Consider the following 14,671-nt stretch of genomic DNA (forward strand, 5'->3'; position numbering starts at 1 on the left):
GTCAGGCCTTCTTCTTCGGGGTGCCGGAGGACAGGGCCATCTTCCGGAAGGTGTTGTTCATGAGAACCGCAACGAGCAGCAGTATGCCGAGGATGAGTGCTGCCCAGTCGGAGTTCCAGCCGGTGTAGTAGATGCCCTGGCTGACGATCGCGAACGTGAGGGTTCCGAGTACTACGCCGACCACCGATCCGTAGCCGCCGGTAAGGAGCACGCCGCCGACAACGACGGCGATGATCGAGTTGAATACGAACGCCTGGCCGTTGGCGACCTGGGCGCCGTTGTAGAGGATCGTCTGGATCACGCCCACGAGCGACGCGCCCAGCGCCGAGCTCATGTAGAGCCCGATCTTGACTTTCTCGACGGGAATGCCTGTGGAGCGGGCGCTGATCGTGTCACCTCCGACGGCGACGATCCAGTTCCCGCGGGGGGCGAAGTGAAGGAACCACCCGACCCCCAGGACGACGGCGATCCACCAGAAGATGGCGACCTCGAACTGGCCCGCGATGAGGGTGCCGAACAGGCCTTTTGCCCATTCATCGGGGTTGAGCGAGACGCTGGTGGTGCCGGTGATGACTCGGGAGAAGCCCAAGGTGATGCCTGCGAGGCCGAAGTTCGTCGCCAAGGTGACGACGAAGGACGGCACGTTGGTCTTGGTGACGAGGAGCCCGTTGACAAACCCGATTGCGCCGCCGACGACGAGGGCGGCGACGATGCCGACGATCGTAGGCAGGCCCCAATAGCCGGAGACGATCGCGGTGGTCATCGAGCTTGCGGCGATCACTGAGCCGACCGAGAGGTCAAGTTCGCCCGCGATCATGAGGAGGCCGACCGGGATGGCGACGATGCCGAGCTCGGCGGCGACATTGAGCCAGCTGGCCGAGCCGCCGCTGGAGAGGAATTGTGCTCCGCCGAAGATGGCAAAGAACACGAAGACCGCCAGCGTGCCGATGAGCGCACCGGCCTCGGGCCGACGGAGGAAGGACAAGGATACCGCAGGCGCTGTTCGCGCCTTGCGTTTGGCGGAGACCTCGGACGGGCCGTGGGTCATGTTAACTGCCATGGTTGGATTACCACCTTCAATACGGGACGCGACGGCTTTGACGCGCCCGGGAGTCGGGAGCCGGGCCCTGTGGGTTCAGGGCCCGGCTCGTCGTTAGCGGACGCCGGCCTGGTCGCCGGCGAGGACCTGGTTAACGTTCTGCGAGTCGATAATCGCAGGGCCGGTCAGGATGGGACGTTGGGGGAGGTTGAGGCCATATGAAGCATAGGAGTTGGCCATGGACACCGAGAGGTAGCCCTGCATGTAAGGCTGCTGGTCGATCGCGAACAGGACGGTCCCGTTCTTGATGTTGTTCAGCGTCGCGGTGTCCATGTCGAAGGTCGCCGGCTTGACCTTCCCGGTCAGGTTCGCCTGCTGCACCGCGCTGACCGCGCTGCCGGCGTCAGAGGTGGCGATCGTGACGACCGAGTCGATGCTGGGATCCTTGAGCACCGCCGCCTTGATCGCTTGGGCGACGGCGGTCTGGTTGCCGAACTGGGAGGAGGGCAGCGGCAGCTCGGTTGAGGTTCCGCCGTTGGCCTTGATGCCGTCTGCAATGCCGCGGCACCGGTCCTCGGTGTTCGTCGAACCAGGGAGGGTGTTAACGCATAGGGAGTGCTTGACGCTGTGCTGGCCGAGGTACTTGCCGCCGGCCGAGCCGGCGGTGTACTCCTCGCTGCCGACGTAGTTGATCGCGCCTGCCTTGTCTGCGGCCTGGAGGCCTCCGGCGTTGTAGATGATGAGCGGGATCTTCTGGTCCGTCACGTGCTTGAGGGCCGCATCTTCGGCGTCGGGCACCCAGTCCGGGGCGATGACCGCCGTCGCGCCCTGGCTCAGCGCCGATTCGATCAGCTTGGCCGCGTCGGGGCCGAGGTTATCGTAGTTTTGCGGGCCGAGGAATGTCACTGAGCCGCCCTGGGCCTGCACGACCTTGCCTGCGTCGTCGACGCCGCGCTTGACCTTTGACCAGAACGGGTCATCAGACTTGCCCCCGATGACGAAGATCTTGGCCTTGCCGTTTCCTCCCGCGGCCGCGCCGCTGTTCGAGCCGGACGCGTTACCGGACTGGGAGCACGCGCTCGTCGCCAGTACGGCGAGTACCGCTGCTGCGGCCATGACCCGGCGGTTCCTTGCCATTCGGGCGATTGACTTCATCGTCATCAGATATTCCCTTTCACAGAGCCGGACCGATTTATGGAGCGGTCCAAATCCAAGGCGTTCCAATGTGGCGCCCATCACACAATGGCGCATAGCTATGGCCGATGTCAATACTTTGTTAGAACAATTTGGAGCGCTCTTACGATCAATCTCGATTGGACCGGGGGCGACGCTTGAAGGAGGCCTTGACAAACACGCGGCAGCCGCCAAGCTTTGGGGTGGGCGGCTCCCCAGTGCTTATCCGCCGCAGTGCGGAGGAGCGCCTTAGGGGCAGATGAACGCGATCTCTGCGCGTCTGGAGGCGAAATGGCCGGGATAGGTCCCGGCGGAGTGCTGTTGAGGCTGGAGCGCGCCGGCCATCAGCTAGGAGCGGGGGCCATATCTGAACCGAGCAGGCTTGAGACACGGGGACCCCCGAAAGCTATCCGCGCCCCCAAGACTCGCGAGAGTCGTCGACGACCTTAGGCGGCTCCAAGCGTCGAGCAGAGGTCAATCAGCGGTGCATCACCCTGGGGCGCCCCGTGCTCGAACGGACGACGAGTGTTGGCTCGAGGACGATTTCCCGCCCCTGAACATCCGAGCCATCGCATCGGGCGACGATCCGCTCGATGGCGGCACGGGCCATCTCGTGCGGCCGCTGGGCAACGCTGGTGAGGTCGAAGGCAGGATTGTGGGCGAGATGGCTGTCGTCCCACCCAACGACCGAGATGCTGCCCGGGACGTCGATTCCTTCGCGGGCGAAGAGGCTCACGGCAGCTGCCGCCGTATCGTCGTTGAAAGCGACCACCGCCGTCGGCAATTCGGCCACGGCAAGTAATTCTCCCGCCGCCCTGAGCCCGTCAAGGGAATCTTCCCCGCCGGAGACCACCATAGTTTCCCCGCTAAGTCCACGCCGTCCCATGGCCTTGATGTACGCCTCGCGGCGCGCGTTGGCGACGAGGCCACGACCGCCGTCCAAATGGGCGATGCGCCGATGCCCAAGATCGGCGAGATGGTTCACCGCCAAGGCCATTCCGTGTTCGTCGGAGGTCCGGACGACATCGACGGACTCGTGATCGACACTCCAGCCCATTACTGTCATGGGAATGGTCCCGGCCATGGCCGGATGCGCCACGGGCGGTCCGAGCATGATGAGACCGTCGAACCTGAAGTCGGCAAGTGAATCCAGCGCCTGTTGTTCGCCCCGTTCCGGGGTGACGGCACTGAGGATGAGGTCGTATCCATGATCGGCAGCCGCCGCGTAGAGGCCTTCGAGGAGATCGAAGTGGAAGTGGCCGGCTCCGCCGAATGTCACGCCAATCAGGCGAGACGTCGGGCTGGCCAAGGACCTGGCACGGCGGTCCGGCCTGTAGTTGAGCATTCGGGCGGCGGCCAGAACCCGGAGGCGAGTCATGGAGGTTGGGCCGGGCTCTTCCCGAATGACAAGGGAAGCCATCGCACGTGACACACCAGCCTGTTTGGCGACATCCTCGAGCGTCACACGTCGCACGGAAGTCCGATTCTGCTTATCGTGCACTACCATCTCGAATCGGTTCCCATCGTCGGCTATGGCCGAAGCCTTCCGAGCTTTCCTGACTTGTACTGACGCTCCCGAGCGTATCATCTGGTCATTCAGACGAAGCCGGAGATCGGTGCGATATCGTGCTGCCCCAGCAGGTCCAGTTGGAGTAGTCCCGGCGCGGTGAGTAGATGGGCAAAACCCTCTCTGCAGGCGTCGGCGCCGTTCCTGCGGGAGCGGGTGAGCAGGTCGGGATTCCGGTCGGCGGCGACCACCTTGGCCGCGCCGAGGGCTTTGGCGAGCTGGACGGCGACTACCTGGGCTGGCTCGGCCGACCAGGGTGAATCTTCTATGGAAGTGCAGTGTGGAGAGGCCACGCGGGCGCCGAGGCGGCGGCGCGCACGAGCTGAGGCGCGGCGAAGTCTGGAAAACACGTGCCGATCGGTCAGGGGGTGCAACTCTCGGCACTCTGCGTCCTCACATAGTCCTCTGGGTAAGAAGAAATACACGGAGGAATGTTGACAAGGTGACTCTCTGTACTAGAGGCTAGTCCAGTGATATTGTAATCGACATCACATCAGATCCTTCCGTGGAGGAACAACGATGACCGGTCGCGTCATATCGATATTCGTTCCGGCGATGGCGTTCCTGTTCGGGGTATTTGATCGGCTTCCGGTCCCCGCAGGCCAAGCTGCCCGCCGGGGACCGTTGTGATGATTTCTTCTTAGACGCCTGGCCAACCCAAATACCCCTACCGGGCACCACGCCCGGAACGTCAGACCAATGGAGTGATGATGACTGTTCAACAAGTGACCCGGGAGCAGGCCGTACGGCGTGCGACCGTGGCCAGCGTGGTTGGAACAACAATTGAGTGGTACGACTTTTTCCTTTACGGAACGGCGGCTGCCTTGGTTTTTCCGCAGCTGTTCTTTCCGGGCCAATCCGCCTTTGCCGGCATTCTGGCGGCCTTCGGCACCCAGTTTGTCGGCTTCGTGGCACGTCCGGTCGGAGCTGCGATCTTCGGCCACTACGGTGACCGCATCGGCCGTAAGACCACGCTGATGGCAACCCTGTTCCTGATGGCCTTCGGCACCGTACTGATCGGACTCCTTCCCACATATCAGAGCATCGGTGTCGCCGCTCCCATCCTGCTGGTGCTGCTGCGGATCATCCAGGGCATCGGCGTCGGCGGAGAATGGGGAGGATCCGTCCTGCTCAGCATGGAATGGGGAAACCAGAAGAGACGGGGCCTGTCCGCCAGTTGGCCGCAGATCGGCGTGCCGCTGGGCCTTGTTCTGTCCACGGGAGTTGTGCGTCTCACCTCGGCAGTCACGGGCACAGAAGGATTCGCCGCTTTTGGTTGGAGGATTCCCTTCATCCTGAGCATTCTGCTGATCGGCGTCGGCATGTTCGTGCGGCTGCGCGTCGTCGAGAGCCCGGAATTCGAGGCCGTCCGCCTGTCCAACAAGGTGATCAAGAACCCGGTACTGGAAGCCATCAGGCGCCAACCCAAGGCGATCCTGCTCTCGGCCCTGCTGCGCACCTCGGAGCAGGCCCCGTTCTACCTGTTCATCACCTTCGTGCTCACCTACGCCGTCAAGCATCTGAAATTGAACAGCAACTCCATCCTGGATGACACCCTCATCGCGGCAGCACTGGGACTGATCAGCATCCCCGTGTTCGGGCGGCTCTCGGACCGCTTCGGCCGCCGCCGGGTGTACGGGACCGGCATCGTCCTGACCGCACTGTTCGCTTTCCCCTACTTCGGGCTCCTCAACACCGGCAACGCACTCCTGGTCGGAATCGCCGTCGTCGTGAGCCTGCTCCTGCACGACATCCAGTACGGACCGCAGGCAGCACTGATTGCGGAGAGTTTCGATCCAGACATCCGCTACACGGGTGCGGGCATGGGCTACCAGCTCGCCAGCGTCGTTGCCGGCGGCCCGGCGCCCCTGATTGCCGCCGCCCTTCTGGAGCACTACGGGGATTCCACGGCAATCTCCATCTACATCATCATCTGCACCGTCATCAGCATGGCCGCCCTGATCCTGCTGCCCAAGGCCGCGCACGCCCTGGCCGCCACCGCCCGGAAAACCGTAGGAAACCCCGCATGAGCATCCAAGAAGAAAGCGTCCAGGACCTGCGCCCCCTTGGTGCCCCCTCCGAGGAGGGACCCGGCGGAGCCCTGCAGGACCTATTGGTGCTGGACCTGACCCGGATACTCTCCGGCCCCTTCGCCACCATGACGCTGGCGGACCTCGGCGCTGACGTGATCAAAATCGAACAGCCCGGCCAGGGCGATGACACCCGCCAGTGGGGCCCGCCCTTCCAAGGCGAAGAAGCGGCCTACTTCCTCTCCGTCAACCGCAACAAGCGCAGCCTCGCAGTGGACCTCAAGTCAGCCGAAGGCCTGGCCGCCGTACGCCAACTGGCCCTGAAAGCGGATGTGTTGGTGGAGAATTTCCGCCCCGGGACCGCGGCCCGCCTGGGCCTGGGCTACGAAGAACTCTCCACGCAGAACCCGGGACTCGTTTACGCGTCCATCAGCGGCTACGGACAGACCGGCCCGGATGCCCTGCGTCCCGGCTACGACGCGATCGCCCAGGCCCGCAGCGGCATCATGAGCGTGACCGGCGAAGCAGACGGCCCGCCCGTCAGGGTCGGCGTCAGCAGCGCCGATCTCGTCGCCGGCATGTGGGCCACCATCGGCATCCTGGCCGCACTGCACGAGAAAAAGCGCACCGGGGCCGGCCAGTGGGTCGACATCAGCCTGCTCGACGGCTCCGTGTCCTGGCTGACCTATGTTTCCAGCGGGTACTTTGCCAGCGGCCAGACACCCCAACGCTACGGCTCGGCGCACCCCACCATCGCCCCCTACCAGGCATTCGCCACCGCCGACGGATTCGTCATGGTCGCCGTAGGAAACGACAGATTATGGAGACGCTTCACCACCGCCCTGAACCGCACAGATCTGGCCGCCGCCGAACGGTTCGCGAGCAACCCGTCCAGAGTCGCGCACCGCACCACCCTCATCCCCCTCCTCGAGGAGATCATGCTCACCCGGACCACCGACGAATGGGTACAGGCCCTCGACCTGGCCGGCGTACCAGTCGGCCCCATCCAGACCGTCGACCAGGCCCTCAAAGACCCCCAGGTCATCGCACGAGGCATGGTGGCCGAACTGCAGCACCCCACCGTCGGGGCACTGAAAATGGTCGGCTGCCCGGTCCGGCTCACCCGCACCCCCGCCTCCATCAGGACCGCCCCACCCCTGCTGGGCCAACACACCGATGACATCCTGTCCGGCCTTGGCTTCAACACAAACCGCATTGCCTCCTTGCGCGAGGCCGGTGCAGTCCAATGACCGCACCGAGCCCGGCAGGGCTGGACACCATGACCCTCGACGACTCCGGGTCCGTGGCGACCCTGACCATCGGAACAGGCCAACGCTTCAACGCCCTCGGACAGCAGGAATGGGAAACCCTGGAACGCGCCGCCACCTCACTGGCAGAACACGAAGCGCTCAAAGCCGTTGTCGTCAGGGGCCGGGGAGGTGTGTTCTGTTCCGGCTCGGACCTGCGGGAATGGGAAGGCGCCTCCCCCGACACTGTCAGCGCCAGCTTCGCCGGCATGGAAGCAGCCCTGCAAGCCATCGAAGATCTTCCCGTCCCCACCGTCGCCGCAGTGGAAGGCTTCGCAACCGGGGCAGGATGCCAACTCGCACTGGCCTGCGACCTTCAACTCATGAACCACTCCGCCAAAATCGGCATGCCCATCGCCCGGCTCGGGCTCCTGGTGCCAGCGACCTTCGCCAACCGGATGTCACTACGGATCGGCCCGTCGAGGACCAAAGACCTGCTCTACGGAGGACGATTGCTGACCGCCCAGCAAGCCAACGACATCGGCCTCATCACCACAGTGGTAGCTGACGACGACATCGACGCGGCACTAAGAGAACTCCTCACCCGCTGGGACGCTCTATCAGGCGCATCACTACGGGCCTCCAAAGCCGCCGTGGATCTTGGGTTGAGCCCGGTGGCTCAACCCGCCCGGCATGCGCCACAAGGCCCCGCATCCGACCCGCAGGAATTCGCCTGGCGAGTGAACTCCTTCCTGCACCGCCACAGCCCCCGACACTAGGCAGAAACGCAAGCCTCTCCGCTGGCTGCCCGGCAGATCCGGCGACAACTCCGCGTCGTGAAACCCGGCACCCCCGGGGCTAAGCCATCAGGGACGGGCGGCGGCATCTGGACCAGTGAAATCGACCGGCACCAGTTGGACCGCGCACTGGACAGGCCGGATCTTGAACGAAAACGCCCCGACGACACACCACAAATTCGACCATCCGGAAAAGGAAGTCCTGGCCGAGGAGAGGCGGTCTTCCAGCGCGGGTCAGACCTTATTACCCTGCGCCAACCCGGGTTGGCGACCGGGCGGACATTTCGGTCGGACTTCCGCTTCACCCTGCAGCGGTCTATGACGACCTGCAGTGATCCATGAAGAAAGGAGCATGCAGCCTCCGCAAGAAATTTGCAGGGCAAAAGAACGGCTTTGCAGATCCATGAACAAGGAGAATCTTTTGAAGATCAGAATTCTATCCGCGTTGCTCGTCGCAGGCTCAATTGCACTGACTGGGTGCGGCAGCGGAAATACTGCTGCCGGTGCGGTCGGAGACAAGGGGAACTCAACGCCCCGTACCGTTGCAACCATTGCCGTGCCTAATTCGAAAACCCCGCCCTTCAGCTTCGACATCGGCGCCGTCGAAGCAGGTAAGTACTACGTTACGGACCGCAACAACAAGTCCGTTGATGTCATCGACACCAAGACCAACAAGCTGGAGGCACAGATCACCGGCGGTTTCGCCGGAAACGGAAAGGACCCTGACACCTCGGGCCCTGACGGAATCGTCGCAGTCCCGGGCGCCGGAACGATATATGTCGGAGATGTCAATTCAGTGAAGGTGGTTGATACTGCCACGCAGAAAGTAACGAAAAACATTCCCGTCAGTGCGAACGGCTTCCGTGTTGATGAAGGCTGCTACGATCCCGATGACAACCTCGCCATGTTCGCCAGTCCGGGAGACTCGCCGCCCTTTGTAACCTTCATTTCCACGAAAACACAAACCATCGTCGGACACCTCGACTTCAAAGATTCAGTCGGCCTTGAAGATTGCAAGTATGACGCCAAGTCCAAGACCTTCAACATCAACAACGACGGCACCCCCACCAACCCGCACGGTCAAATCGACGCCATTCCCGCCAGCTCGGTGGTCGCCGGTGCTCCAGCCGTCAGCAGGTCAGCCCCGCTCGGCGACTGCAATCCGACCGGCATGGTCTTGGGGCCGAACAATGAAATGCTGATCGGCTGCGACCCGCCTGCGGGGAAAGCCCTGACGTCTCTCATTCTCGACAGGTCCTCCCTTGCAACCCTTGCCAAGGTTCCCTTCGCCGGCGAGGATCAAGTGGATTATGACGCCGCTTCAAACAAGTACTTCTTGTCAGGACGCCATTGGGTTCCCGGTGGAGTCTCCTCAGCGACCGGGCAGGTGCCGTCCCTTGGAGTTGTGGACGGGGCCACCCATGCCCTCAGCTATACATTACCGACCGGCGCTAACGCACATTCAGTGGCTGTAGACAGCGCATCTGGGCAAGTCTATCTTCCGTTCGCTCCGGGCGTCTCCGCCTTTCCGGACGGAGGTATCCAAGTAGTAGGAACACGGTGATTCCTCACTCAGGCCGTCCGTCGAACCCTGGCGTCGTTGCCCGGCAACGCATCAAGTGCGACGGCCTCCCGCCCATGTCCACACCTGGAGGATTGACCAACGAGGGATGCCGGTGGCGTGCGGGCTTTCTGTTCTCATAATGTAAGCCCGGCCGGGGCACGGGCCGGGATCAGTCCCGGCCCGTGCCCGCTGTGCTGTGTGGTGCACGAAGTGCTTCGTGTCTGGTTTCTTCGTTGCGGATGGGTTGGCGTTCTCGCTGTCCGCAACGAAGAAACCAGACGCTCTCAGCTCACGTCAAATGGGCAGAAGAGTGCCCGCGGAAATTGATTCGTCGGTGTCGAGTTTCAATTGCCCCAGTTGTCTCAACTGAAGAGCGACCGCAAAGAACCGGAGCATGAGCACCACGCCAATGACGACGGTTGGGTAATTCCAACCGGTCGTGATGCGCCCTCCACGTTTTCCGCTCGTCAAACGCCTGTTGAGCAAAGCGGCGGTTACCTGATGGTCGGGTCGGGGGTCAGGTCGGCTGTCCCGTAGGCGATGTGCGTCCGCGGGTCCATGATCGTGACGCTTCGGATTGTGAAGGGCGGGGACGGGGGCAGCTCGAAAGTTTGGGAGCCGGGCCCGGGTTTCAACTGGGCTCCGAGGTCTATGAACTTCGGGTCTTGGACCACCATGTCCCCTGATGTGTCTTTGGACAGGGCTCCTTCATTGAGGATGATCTTCAAATCCGGGTTCGGGGTTGTTGAAACGCCCTCCAGCGTGAGGGTGGCACCCGTTGCTGTTCCCGCGATGTGCACGACGCCGACAGTCCGGGTGCCCTGGCTAATGAACCGGCCCGACAACGGGGCACCCCACGAGGCGGCCACTGAGGTCGGGGTCGGACCGGGAGTCGACGCTCCAGACACCGCCGGGGTTGGGTTGTTGGGCTGGGCTGCCGGTGCGACATAGGTGCAGCCCGCTGCCGTGAGGGCAACTGCGGCGGCTGTGAGAATCCGCCCGATGAGTTGCGCAGTTTCTTGCGGGTTTGCCCGTGCGAACATTGGCTTCCCTTAGAACCGCGCGGCGGGTGCGGCGACGGGAACCGGCCGGATACGCAGGGCCGTGATGGCGCGCATGAACATCAGGAGGTTCACCGTGAGGCTGCCGTATTGCGGTGCATGGTTCCCGGCAGGGGACGTCACCAGCCCCAGCAGCAGAAGGACCGCGGCAATGCAGGCGACCGCCGCCGCGGCAATTAGTGGAGCCTTCGACGTCGTCTTCCGGGTGACGAGCACCCAGATGCCGATTCCGAGGTAGGCGGCGGCAGCGGCAGCGTAGCCTGCAGCGGACGTAGCGAAGACCATGTCCGTGGCGCCGCCGAAGCGACTTAGCAAAGACAGGTCAAGGCCCGTGTAGAACCCGGCCCCGGCGGTGAGGATCAGGCACGAGACCCCGACCGTGGTCCGCAGCGAGCGTAGGCGCTTCATCTCCGGGGAAGAGAGCGACGCCATCGGCCCGTACGATTGCGGCAGGTCATTGTTCTGCGGGTAGTAACCACTCATCAGGGAAGTCCGTTTCAGCGCGCGGAGCGCCCACTGCGCCCCCAATTCCGACAACCTACCAGTTAGTAAACCGAAAGTGTCATTGAAGGTTGCTGACCCACCGGGAAATACCGATCCATGCGCTCGAAGGCCGGCACCGGTGGTCTTGAGGGGGCGCGGCGTGCCCCGCCGGGCCCCGGCACCCGTGGAATAGACTGCCCGTGGTTCTACGAGAGGTGGGGGAATGAAGGATCGGCAGGGGAACGATGTGCCCGTTGAGCCCGTCGGCGAGGTACTGCCGTCGTCGCGCGAAATGGTCGGTGGCGAGGAGTCCTGGTCTGTCGCGCTGCCGGACAGTGTTCACCTGAAGGCCAGCCCGCACCTGGCGCACCAGACGCCGGCTTGGCCGGGCAGTTCCTTGCGTCGAAGGATGCGGCTGACCGTGGCGGCGTTCGCCGTTGCCCTCACCGCTGTGGTGATCGCCGCCGGGTTCGGACTCAGCGCGGCACTGGCGCCCTTCACAGCCGGGTCCGTCCGCACGGGCGGCACCGTGACGAGCCAGCAGCCCTACCGCAACAAGGGCGGCGACTACTTGTGTACTCTCGGCATTGCTTACACCCTGGGCGGGCAGCAGCAGCACACCACCATCGACTCCGGCAAAGCCTGCAAGGCAGCCCTCCAACCCGGCACGCAGGTCCAGCTCGCTCTCAACTCCGACAACCCAGGTGACGTCGCCGTCCTCGGGCACGGGTACCCCCGGGAGAATGAATGGAAGGTCATAGCCATCATCGCCTCCATCATGGCCGGGTTCCTGGGCCTATTCCTGCTGTTATCGGCATTGTCCTACCGCAACACAAAGCGCCTGTTCTCCCAAGAGACGCCATGGCAGGAACTCCTCGCCACCGTCCGGGGCCGGACGCAGTCCAAGAGCGGCACGACGCTGTACCTGGAAGCCCAGGACACCACGGGGAACGACCGCATCTTCACCATGGACTTCACAGACGGAGGCCCACGACCGAAACCCAAACCCGGCGACATCCTCGACTTTGCCCTCCTCGCCGACGGAGCGGCACACGCCGCAGTCTCCGTCAAAGGCGAGCACCGGCTCCACCTCGTAAGCTTCTCGGTTCCCAACGACTTCCAACTCCGCGCCATCGGCCTATGACGCCCAGACCCCTCACCCACATGAGCACGGTACGACAGCTTCAGGACTACCGGGCCTCCGACGGCTGTAATCACAAGGACCACACCCGTGGCCCACGGCAGAGTGGCGCCCGACCTGCCTGACGTGCACAAACGATGTCCATTACTTGCCGGAGTCCTGTCGGACCCCGAGAGAACCTTGGAACTGGAACAGTGCTCAAGGTGCCGGTTCACCCAAAACTGTCTGAGATTTCCGCGACACGATTCTCCCCGTGGCCGCACTGTATCCGTAGGGAGGGGTATGTCTCGAGGCGGCCTGCTTCATAGGAACCTGTGGCCAGGCTGACGTCCGGCCGGCCGCGAGCCCCCTGGCTTGGAGTTCGAACATCGGAACAGGAACGTCCGCGCGTGGTTGGGAGGGCGTCCACGAGCCTGCTCATCCGGGCTACTAGGGCCGGTCTGATCCTTAGTTAACTTCCGCCGGTGGAGCTTCGAAGCAGCTGCACCAGGCACGCCTCGTAGCGGCGGGAGGACGTGGACCGCGTCAGGACCCCGGGCGGGGTACCCAACGCTCGCCGAGCTCCACGTTGCTGGGAGGCGGCGCTGAGAGAGTGCCCGCAGCCGGGTTGGCGCGGAGCCCGTCCATCAGAACGTCCAGATAACGGTGGCGGAGGGCTGCTGTGCGTGCATGGTCGAGAAGCCGAATGGCGGTGAGCTGTTCAAAGATCATGGGGATGTCGTTGGCATCGGCATCTGCCCGCAGCGTTCCGGCCTCGAGGGCGCGGTTGAATATCTCCCCGCCCAGAATGCCTGCCTGAGAGGATAGCTCGCCGAGCTCCGGGGTTGGCGTGAAGGTTCCCGCTAGTTTGACGGTCAGTGCATGCACGTCCGCATCGACGATGCCCCGGACAAACTCCTTGAGCGCCGTGAAGGGGTCCGGCTGTGCATCCGAATGCCGCTCGGCAACCGAGATGAATGTCCTGAGCCCGTCAGCACAAAGCTTTTGCAGCAGCTGCTCCTTTCCTGGATAACGGCGGTATAACGCGGAGATGCCCACGCCCGCCGCCTTCGCCACCGCAGCAACGGGCGCCTGCGGATTCTGCATGAAGACGGCCCGAGCCGCGGCCAGGATGGACTGGTCATTCCGGACGGCCTCGGCCCTGCGGCCGCTAAGGCCCGCAGTCGCGTCTTGGCCGGAGGCTGATCCCGCCAGTTCCTGTGAAGTGCTCATGGTTTAAAGAATAACACTTGAACGGAATGCTTCGTTCCGTTATGGTTAACCAGAACGGAATAAACCGTTCCGTTTCAATCCGGTAGCAAGGCCCTCGGCCAAGGAGAGCAGTAGACATGGAAAAGGCATCAACGGAAGTCAGCAACAGCAGCATCCGTCCGTTCCGGGTTAATATTCCCCAGTCGGAGCTGGATGACCTCAATGTGAGGCTGGACCGGACCCTCTGGGCGGATCAGATCCCGGACTCCGGGGCCGACTATGGAGTTCCGGTGGAGCGGGTCCAGCGGCTCGCGGCCCACTGGCGCAACGGCTTCGACTGGCGTGCCTTCGAGGCCAGGCTGAACAGTTACCCGCAGTTCACCACAGAAATCGATGGCCAGAACATCCACTTCCTGCACGTCCGAAGCGGCAAAGCGGGTGCAACGGGGCTCATCCTCACCCATGGTTGGCCCGGTTCGGTTGTGGAATACCTTGACATCATCGAACCTCTTGTCGCTGCCGGTTACGACGTGGTAGTTCCGTCGACGCCCGGGTTTGGCTTCTCAGGCCCCACAACGGAGCGTGGCTGGGACCAGTATCGCGTGGCCAAGGCCTGGGTGGAACTCATGTCGCGGCTTGGCTACGAACGGTACGGGGCGGTGGGGAATGACGGCGGGTCCATCATCTCGCCGGAAGTCGGACGCATCGACCCCACGCACGTCGCTGGTGTCCACGTCACGCAGCTTTTCTCCTTCCCCACCGGCGATCCGGTCGAATTTACCGATCTGACGCCTGAGGAAGAAGCCGCGATCGAGCATTTGAACTGGTTCTGGCAGAACATGGGCGCCTTCAACCAGCTGCAGTCCCAGGCTCCGCAGACACTGGCCCATGCCCTCGCTGATTCTCCGGCAGGCCTACTTGGCTGGAACAGCCAGCTCTTCGGCGACGAACTCGACGACGACTTCATTGTGGCCAACGTAGCCGTCTACTGGTTCACCCGGACCCTGGCGTCGTCGGTGCGGTTCTATTACGAGATGGCCAAGTCCCAGGAACGCCCGGAAGGACCAACCACGGTGCCTGTCGCCCTCGCCGCGGGCGGCAGGGATTTCCAGTCGATCCGGCGCTTCGCCCAGCGTGACCACAGCAACATCGTGGCCTGGACCGCGTATCCGGACCATGGCCACTACGCGGCCCACGAGTCGCCGGAGGCACTTTCGGCCGACATCCACCACTTCTACAGTCAGGTCGCGGCGCCTGTCGCAGGATAACGGGCTACTTGGATAACAGCTCTTCGACAGGAACAGGGCCGCCAAGGCAGGGCCTTGGCGGCTTCCTCCGTCCGCCCCCATGCCCCCTTACGCCGCGCGACCCACACGGC

13 protein-coding genes are annotated in these 14,671 nt (G+C 63.5%); 6 read left to right on the top strand and 7 right to left on the bottom strand.

Features of this window, described 5'->3' with window-relative positions; genetic code table 11:
* Position 1 precedes the first annotated feature (1 nt).
* From NFJ07_RS02410 to NFJ07_RS02425, 4 genes are all read right to left on the bottom strand, one after another.
* A complete protein-coding gene (locus tag NFJ07_RS02410; protein WP_269992232.1) occupies positions 2-1,060 on the bottom strand; it encodes an ABC transporter permease in 1,059 nt (352 codons plus the stop codon).
* A 93-nt stretch (positions 1,061-1,153) separates the two neighbouring features.
* Positions 1,154-2,200, bottom strand: coding sequence for a sugar ABC transporter substrate-binding protein (locus NFJ07_RS02415; protein ID WP_269992233.1), 1,047 nt, complete (start codon positions 2,198-2,200; stop codon positions 1,154-1,156).
* A 490-nt stretch (positions 2,201-2,690) separates the two neighbouring features.
* On the bottom strand, positions 2,691-3,677 hold the full coding sequence (locus tag NFJ07_RS02420) for a LacI family DNA-binding transcriptional regulator (protein WP_269992235.1): 987 nt from the start codon (positions 3,675-3,677) through the stop codon (positions 2,691-2,693).
* A 131-nt stretch (positions 3,678-3,808) separates the two neighbouring features.
* Positions 3,809-4,129 (bottom strand): hypothetical protein, encoded by a 321-nt coding sequence (locus NFJ07_RS02425; protein ID WP_269992237.1) that lies wholly within the window; start codon positions 4,127-4,129, stop codon positions 3,809-3,811.
* Positions 4,130-4,489: 360 nt separating this feature from the next.
* Here NFJ07_RS02425 and NFJ07_RS02430 point away from each other — a divergent pair, with 360 nt between their 5' ends.
* The 4 genes from NFJ07_RS02430 to NFJ07_RS02445 all read left to right on the top strand — a co-directional run bounded on the left by NFJ07_RS02430 (position 4,490) and on the right by NFJ07_RS02445 (position 9,417).
* On the top strand, positions 4,490-5,809 hold the full coding sequence (locus tag NFJ07_RS02430) for an MFS transporter (protein WP_269992238.1): 1,320 nt from the start codon (positions 4,490-4,492) through the stop codon (positions 5,807-5,809).
* A complete protein-coding gene (locus tag NFJ07_RS02435; protein WP_269992239.1) occupies positions 5,806-7,059 on the top strand; it encodes a CaiB/BaiF CoA transferase family protein in 1,254 nt (417 codons plus the stop codon). Before NFJ07_RS02430 ends, NFJ07_RS02435 begins: the two co-directional genes overlap by 4 nt.
* Complete coding sequence (locus NFJ07_RS02440; protein WP_269992240.1) at positions 7,056-7,835, top strand: enoyl-CoA hydratase/isomerase family protein; 780 nt, start codon at positions 7,056-7,058, stop codon at positions 7,833-7,835. Before NFJ07_RS02435 ends, NFJ07_RS02440 begins: the two co-directional genes overlap by 4 nt.
* Positions 7,836-8,184: 349 nt before the next feature.
* On the top strand, positions 8,185-9,417 hold the full coding sequence (locus tag NFJ07_RS02445) for a YncE family protein (RefSeq protein ID WP_269992241.1): 1,233 nt from the start codon (positions 8,185-8,187) through the stop codon (positions 9,415-9,417).
* Positions 9,418-9,911: 494 nt separating this feature from the next.
* Here NFJ07_RS02445 and NFJ07_RS02450 read toward each other — a convergent pair whose 3' ends face one another.
* The gene (locus tag NFJ07_RS02450; protein WP_269992242.1) at positions 9,912-10,460 is read right to left on the bottom strand and encodes a hypothetical protein; all 549 of its coding nucleotides are present in this window, start codon (positions 10,458-10,460) and stop codon (positions 9,912-9,914) included.
* 9 nt (positions 10,461-10,469) lie between these two features.
* Positions 10,470-10,961 (bottom strand): hypothetical protein, encoded by a 492-nt coding sequence (locus NFJ07_RS02455; RefSeq protein WP_269992243.1) that lies wholly within the window; start codon positions 10,959-10,961, stop codon positions 10,470-10,472.
* A gap of 223 nt (positions 10,962-11,184) precedes the next feature.
* Here NFJ07_RS02455 and NFJ07_RS02460 point away from each other — a divergent pair, with 223 nt between their 5' ends.
* A complete protein-coding gene (locus NFJ07_RS02460) occupies positions 11,185-12,105 on the top strand; it encodes a DUF3592 domain-containing protein (RefSeq protein ID WP_269992244.1) in 921 nt (306 codons plus the stop codon).
* A 522-nt stretch (positions 12,106-12,627) separates the two neighbouring features.
* Here NFJ07_RS02460 and NFJ07_RS02465 read toward each other — a convergent pair.
* Positions 12,628-13,314: a TetR/AcrR family transcriptional regulator gene (locus NFJ07_RS02465; RefSeq protein WP_269992245.1), complete on the bottom strand. Its 687-nt coding sequence runs from the start codon at positions 13,312-13,314 to the stop codon at positions 12,628-12,630.
* A 116-nt stretch (positions 13,315-13,430) separates the two neighbouring features.
* Here NFJ07_RS02465 and NFJ07_RS02470 point away from each other — a divergent pair, with 116 nt between their 5' ends.
* Entirely contained in the window at positions 13,431-14,561 is a 1,131-nt protein-coding gene (locus NFJ07_RS02470; RefSeq protein ID WP_269992247.1) for an epoxide hydrolase family protein, read from the top strand.
* Positions 14,562-14,671 lie beyond the last annotated feature (110 nt).

The organism is Arthrobacter sp. B2a2-09, from assembly GCF_027587375.1.
Taxonomy (GTDB): domain Bacteria; phylum Actinomycetota; class Actinomycetes; order Actinomycetales; family Micrococcaceae; genus Arthrobacter.

What these genes read in the sequence shown, in the direction of transcription:
- NFJ07_RS02435 (WP_269992239.1), top strand. Translation starts at nt 5,806, where the DNA reads ATGAGCATCCAAGAAGAAAGCGTCCAGGACCTGCGCCCCCTTGGTGCC.
- NFJ07_RS02450 (WP_269992242.1), bottom strand. Translation starts at nt 10,460, where the DNA reads ATGTTCGCACGGGCAAACCCGCAAGAAACTGCGCAACTCATCGGGCGG.
- NFJ07_RS02470 (WP_269992247.1), top strand. Translation starts at nt 13,431, where the DNA reads ATGGAAAAGGCATCAACGGAAGTCAGCAACAGCAGCATCCGTCCGTTC.
- NFJ07_RS02460 (WP_269992244.1), top strand. Translation starts at nt 11,185, where the DNA reads ATGAAGGATCGGCAGGGGAACGATGTGCCCGTTGAGCCCGTCGGCGAG.
- NFJ07_RS02465 (WP_269992245.1), bottom strand. Translation starts at nt 13,314, where the DNA reads ATGAGCACTTCACAGGAACTGGCGGGATCAGCCTCCGGCCAAGACGCG.
- NFJ07_RS02455 (WP_269992243.1), bottom strand. Translation starts at nt 10,961, where the DNA reads ATGAGTGGTTACTACCCGCAGAACAATGACCTGCCGCAATCGTACGGG.
- NFJ07_RS02430 (WP_269992238.1), top strand. Translation starts at nt 4,490, where the DNA reads ATGACTGTTCAACAAGTGACCCGGGAGCAGGCCGTACGGCGTGCGACC.
- NFJ07_RS02410 (WP_269992232.1), bottom strand. Translation starts at nt 1,060, where the DNA reads ATGGCAGTTAACATGACCCACGGCCCGTCCGAGGTCTCCGCCAAACGC.
- NFJ07_RS02440 (WP_269992240.1), top strand. Translation starts at nt 7,056, where the DNA reads ATGACCGCACCGAGCCCGGCAGGGCTGGACACCATGACCCTCGACGAC.
- NFJ07_RS02415 (WP_269992233.1), bottom strand. Translation starts at nt 2,200, where the DNA reads ATGACGATGAAGTCAATCGCCCGAATGGCAAGGAACCGCCGGGTCATG.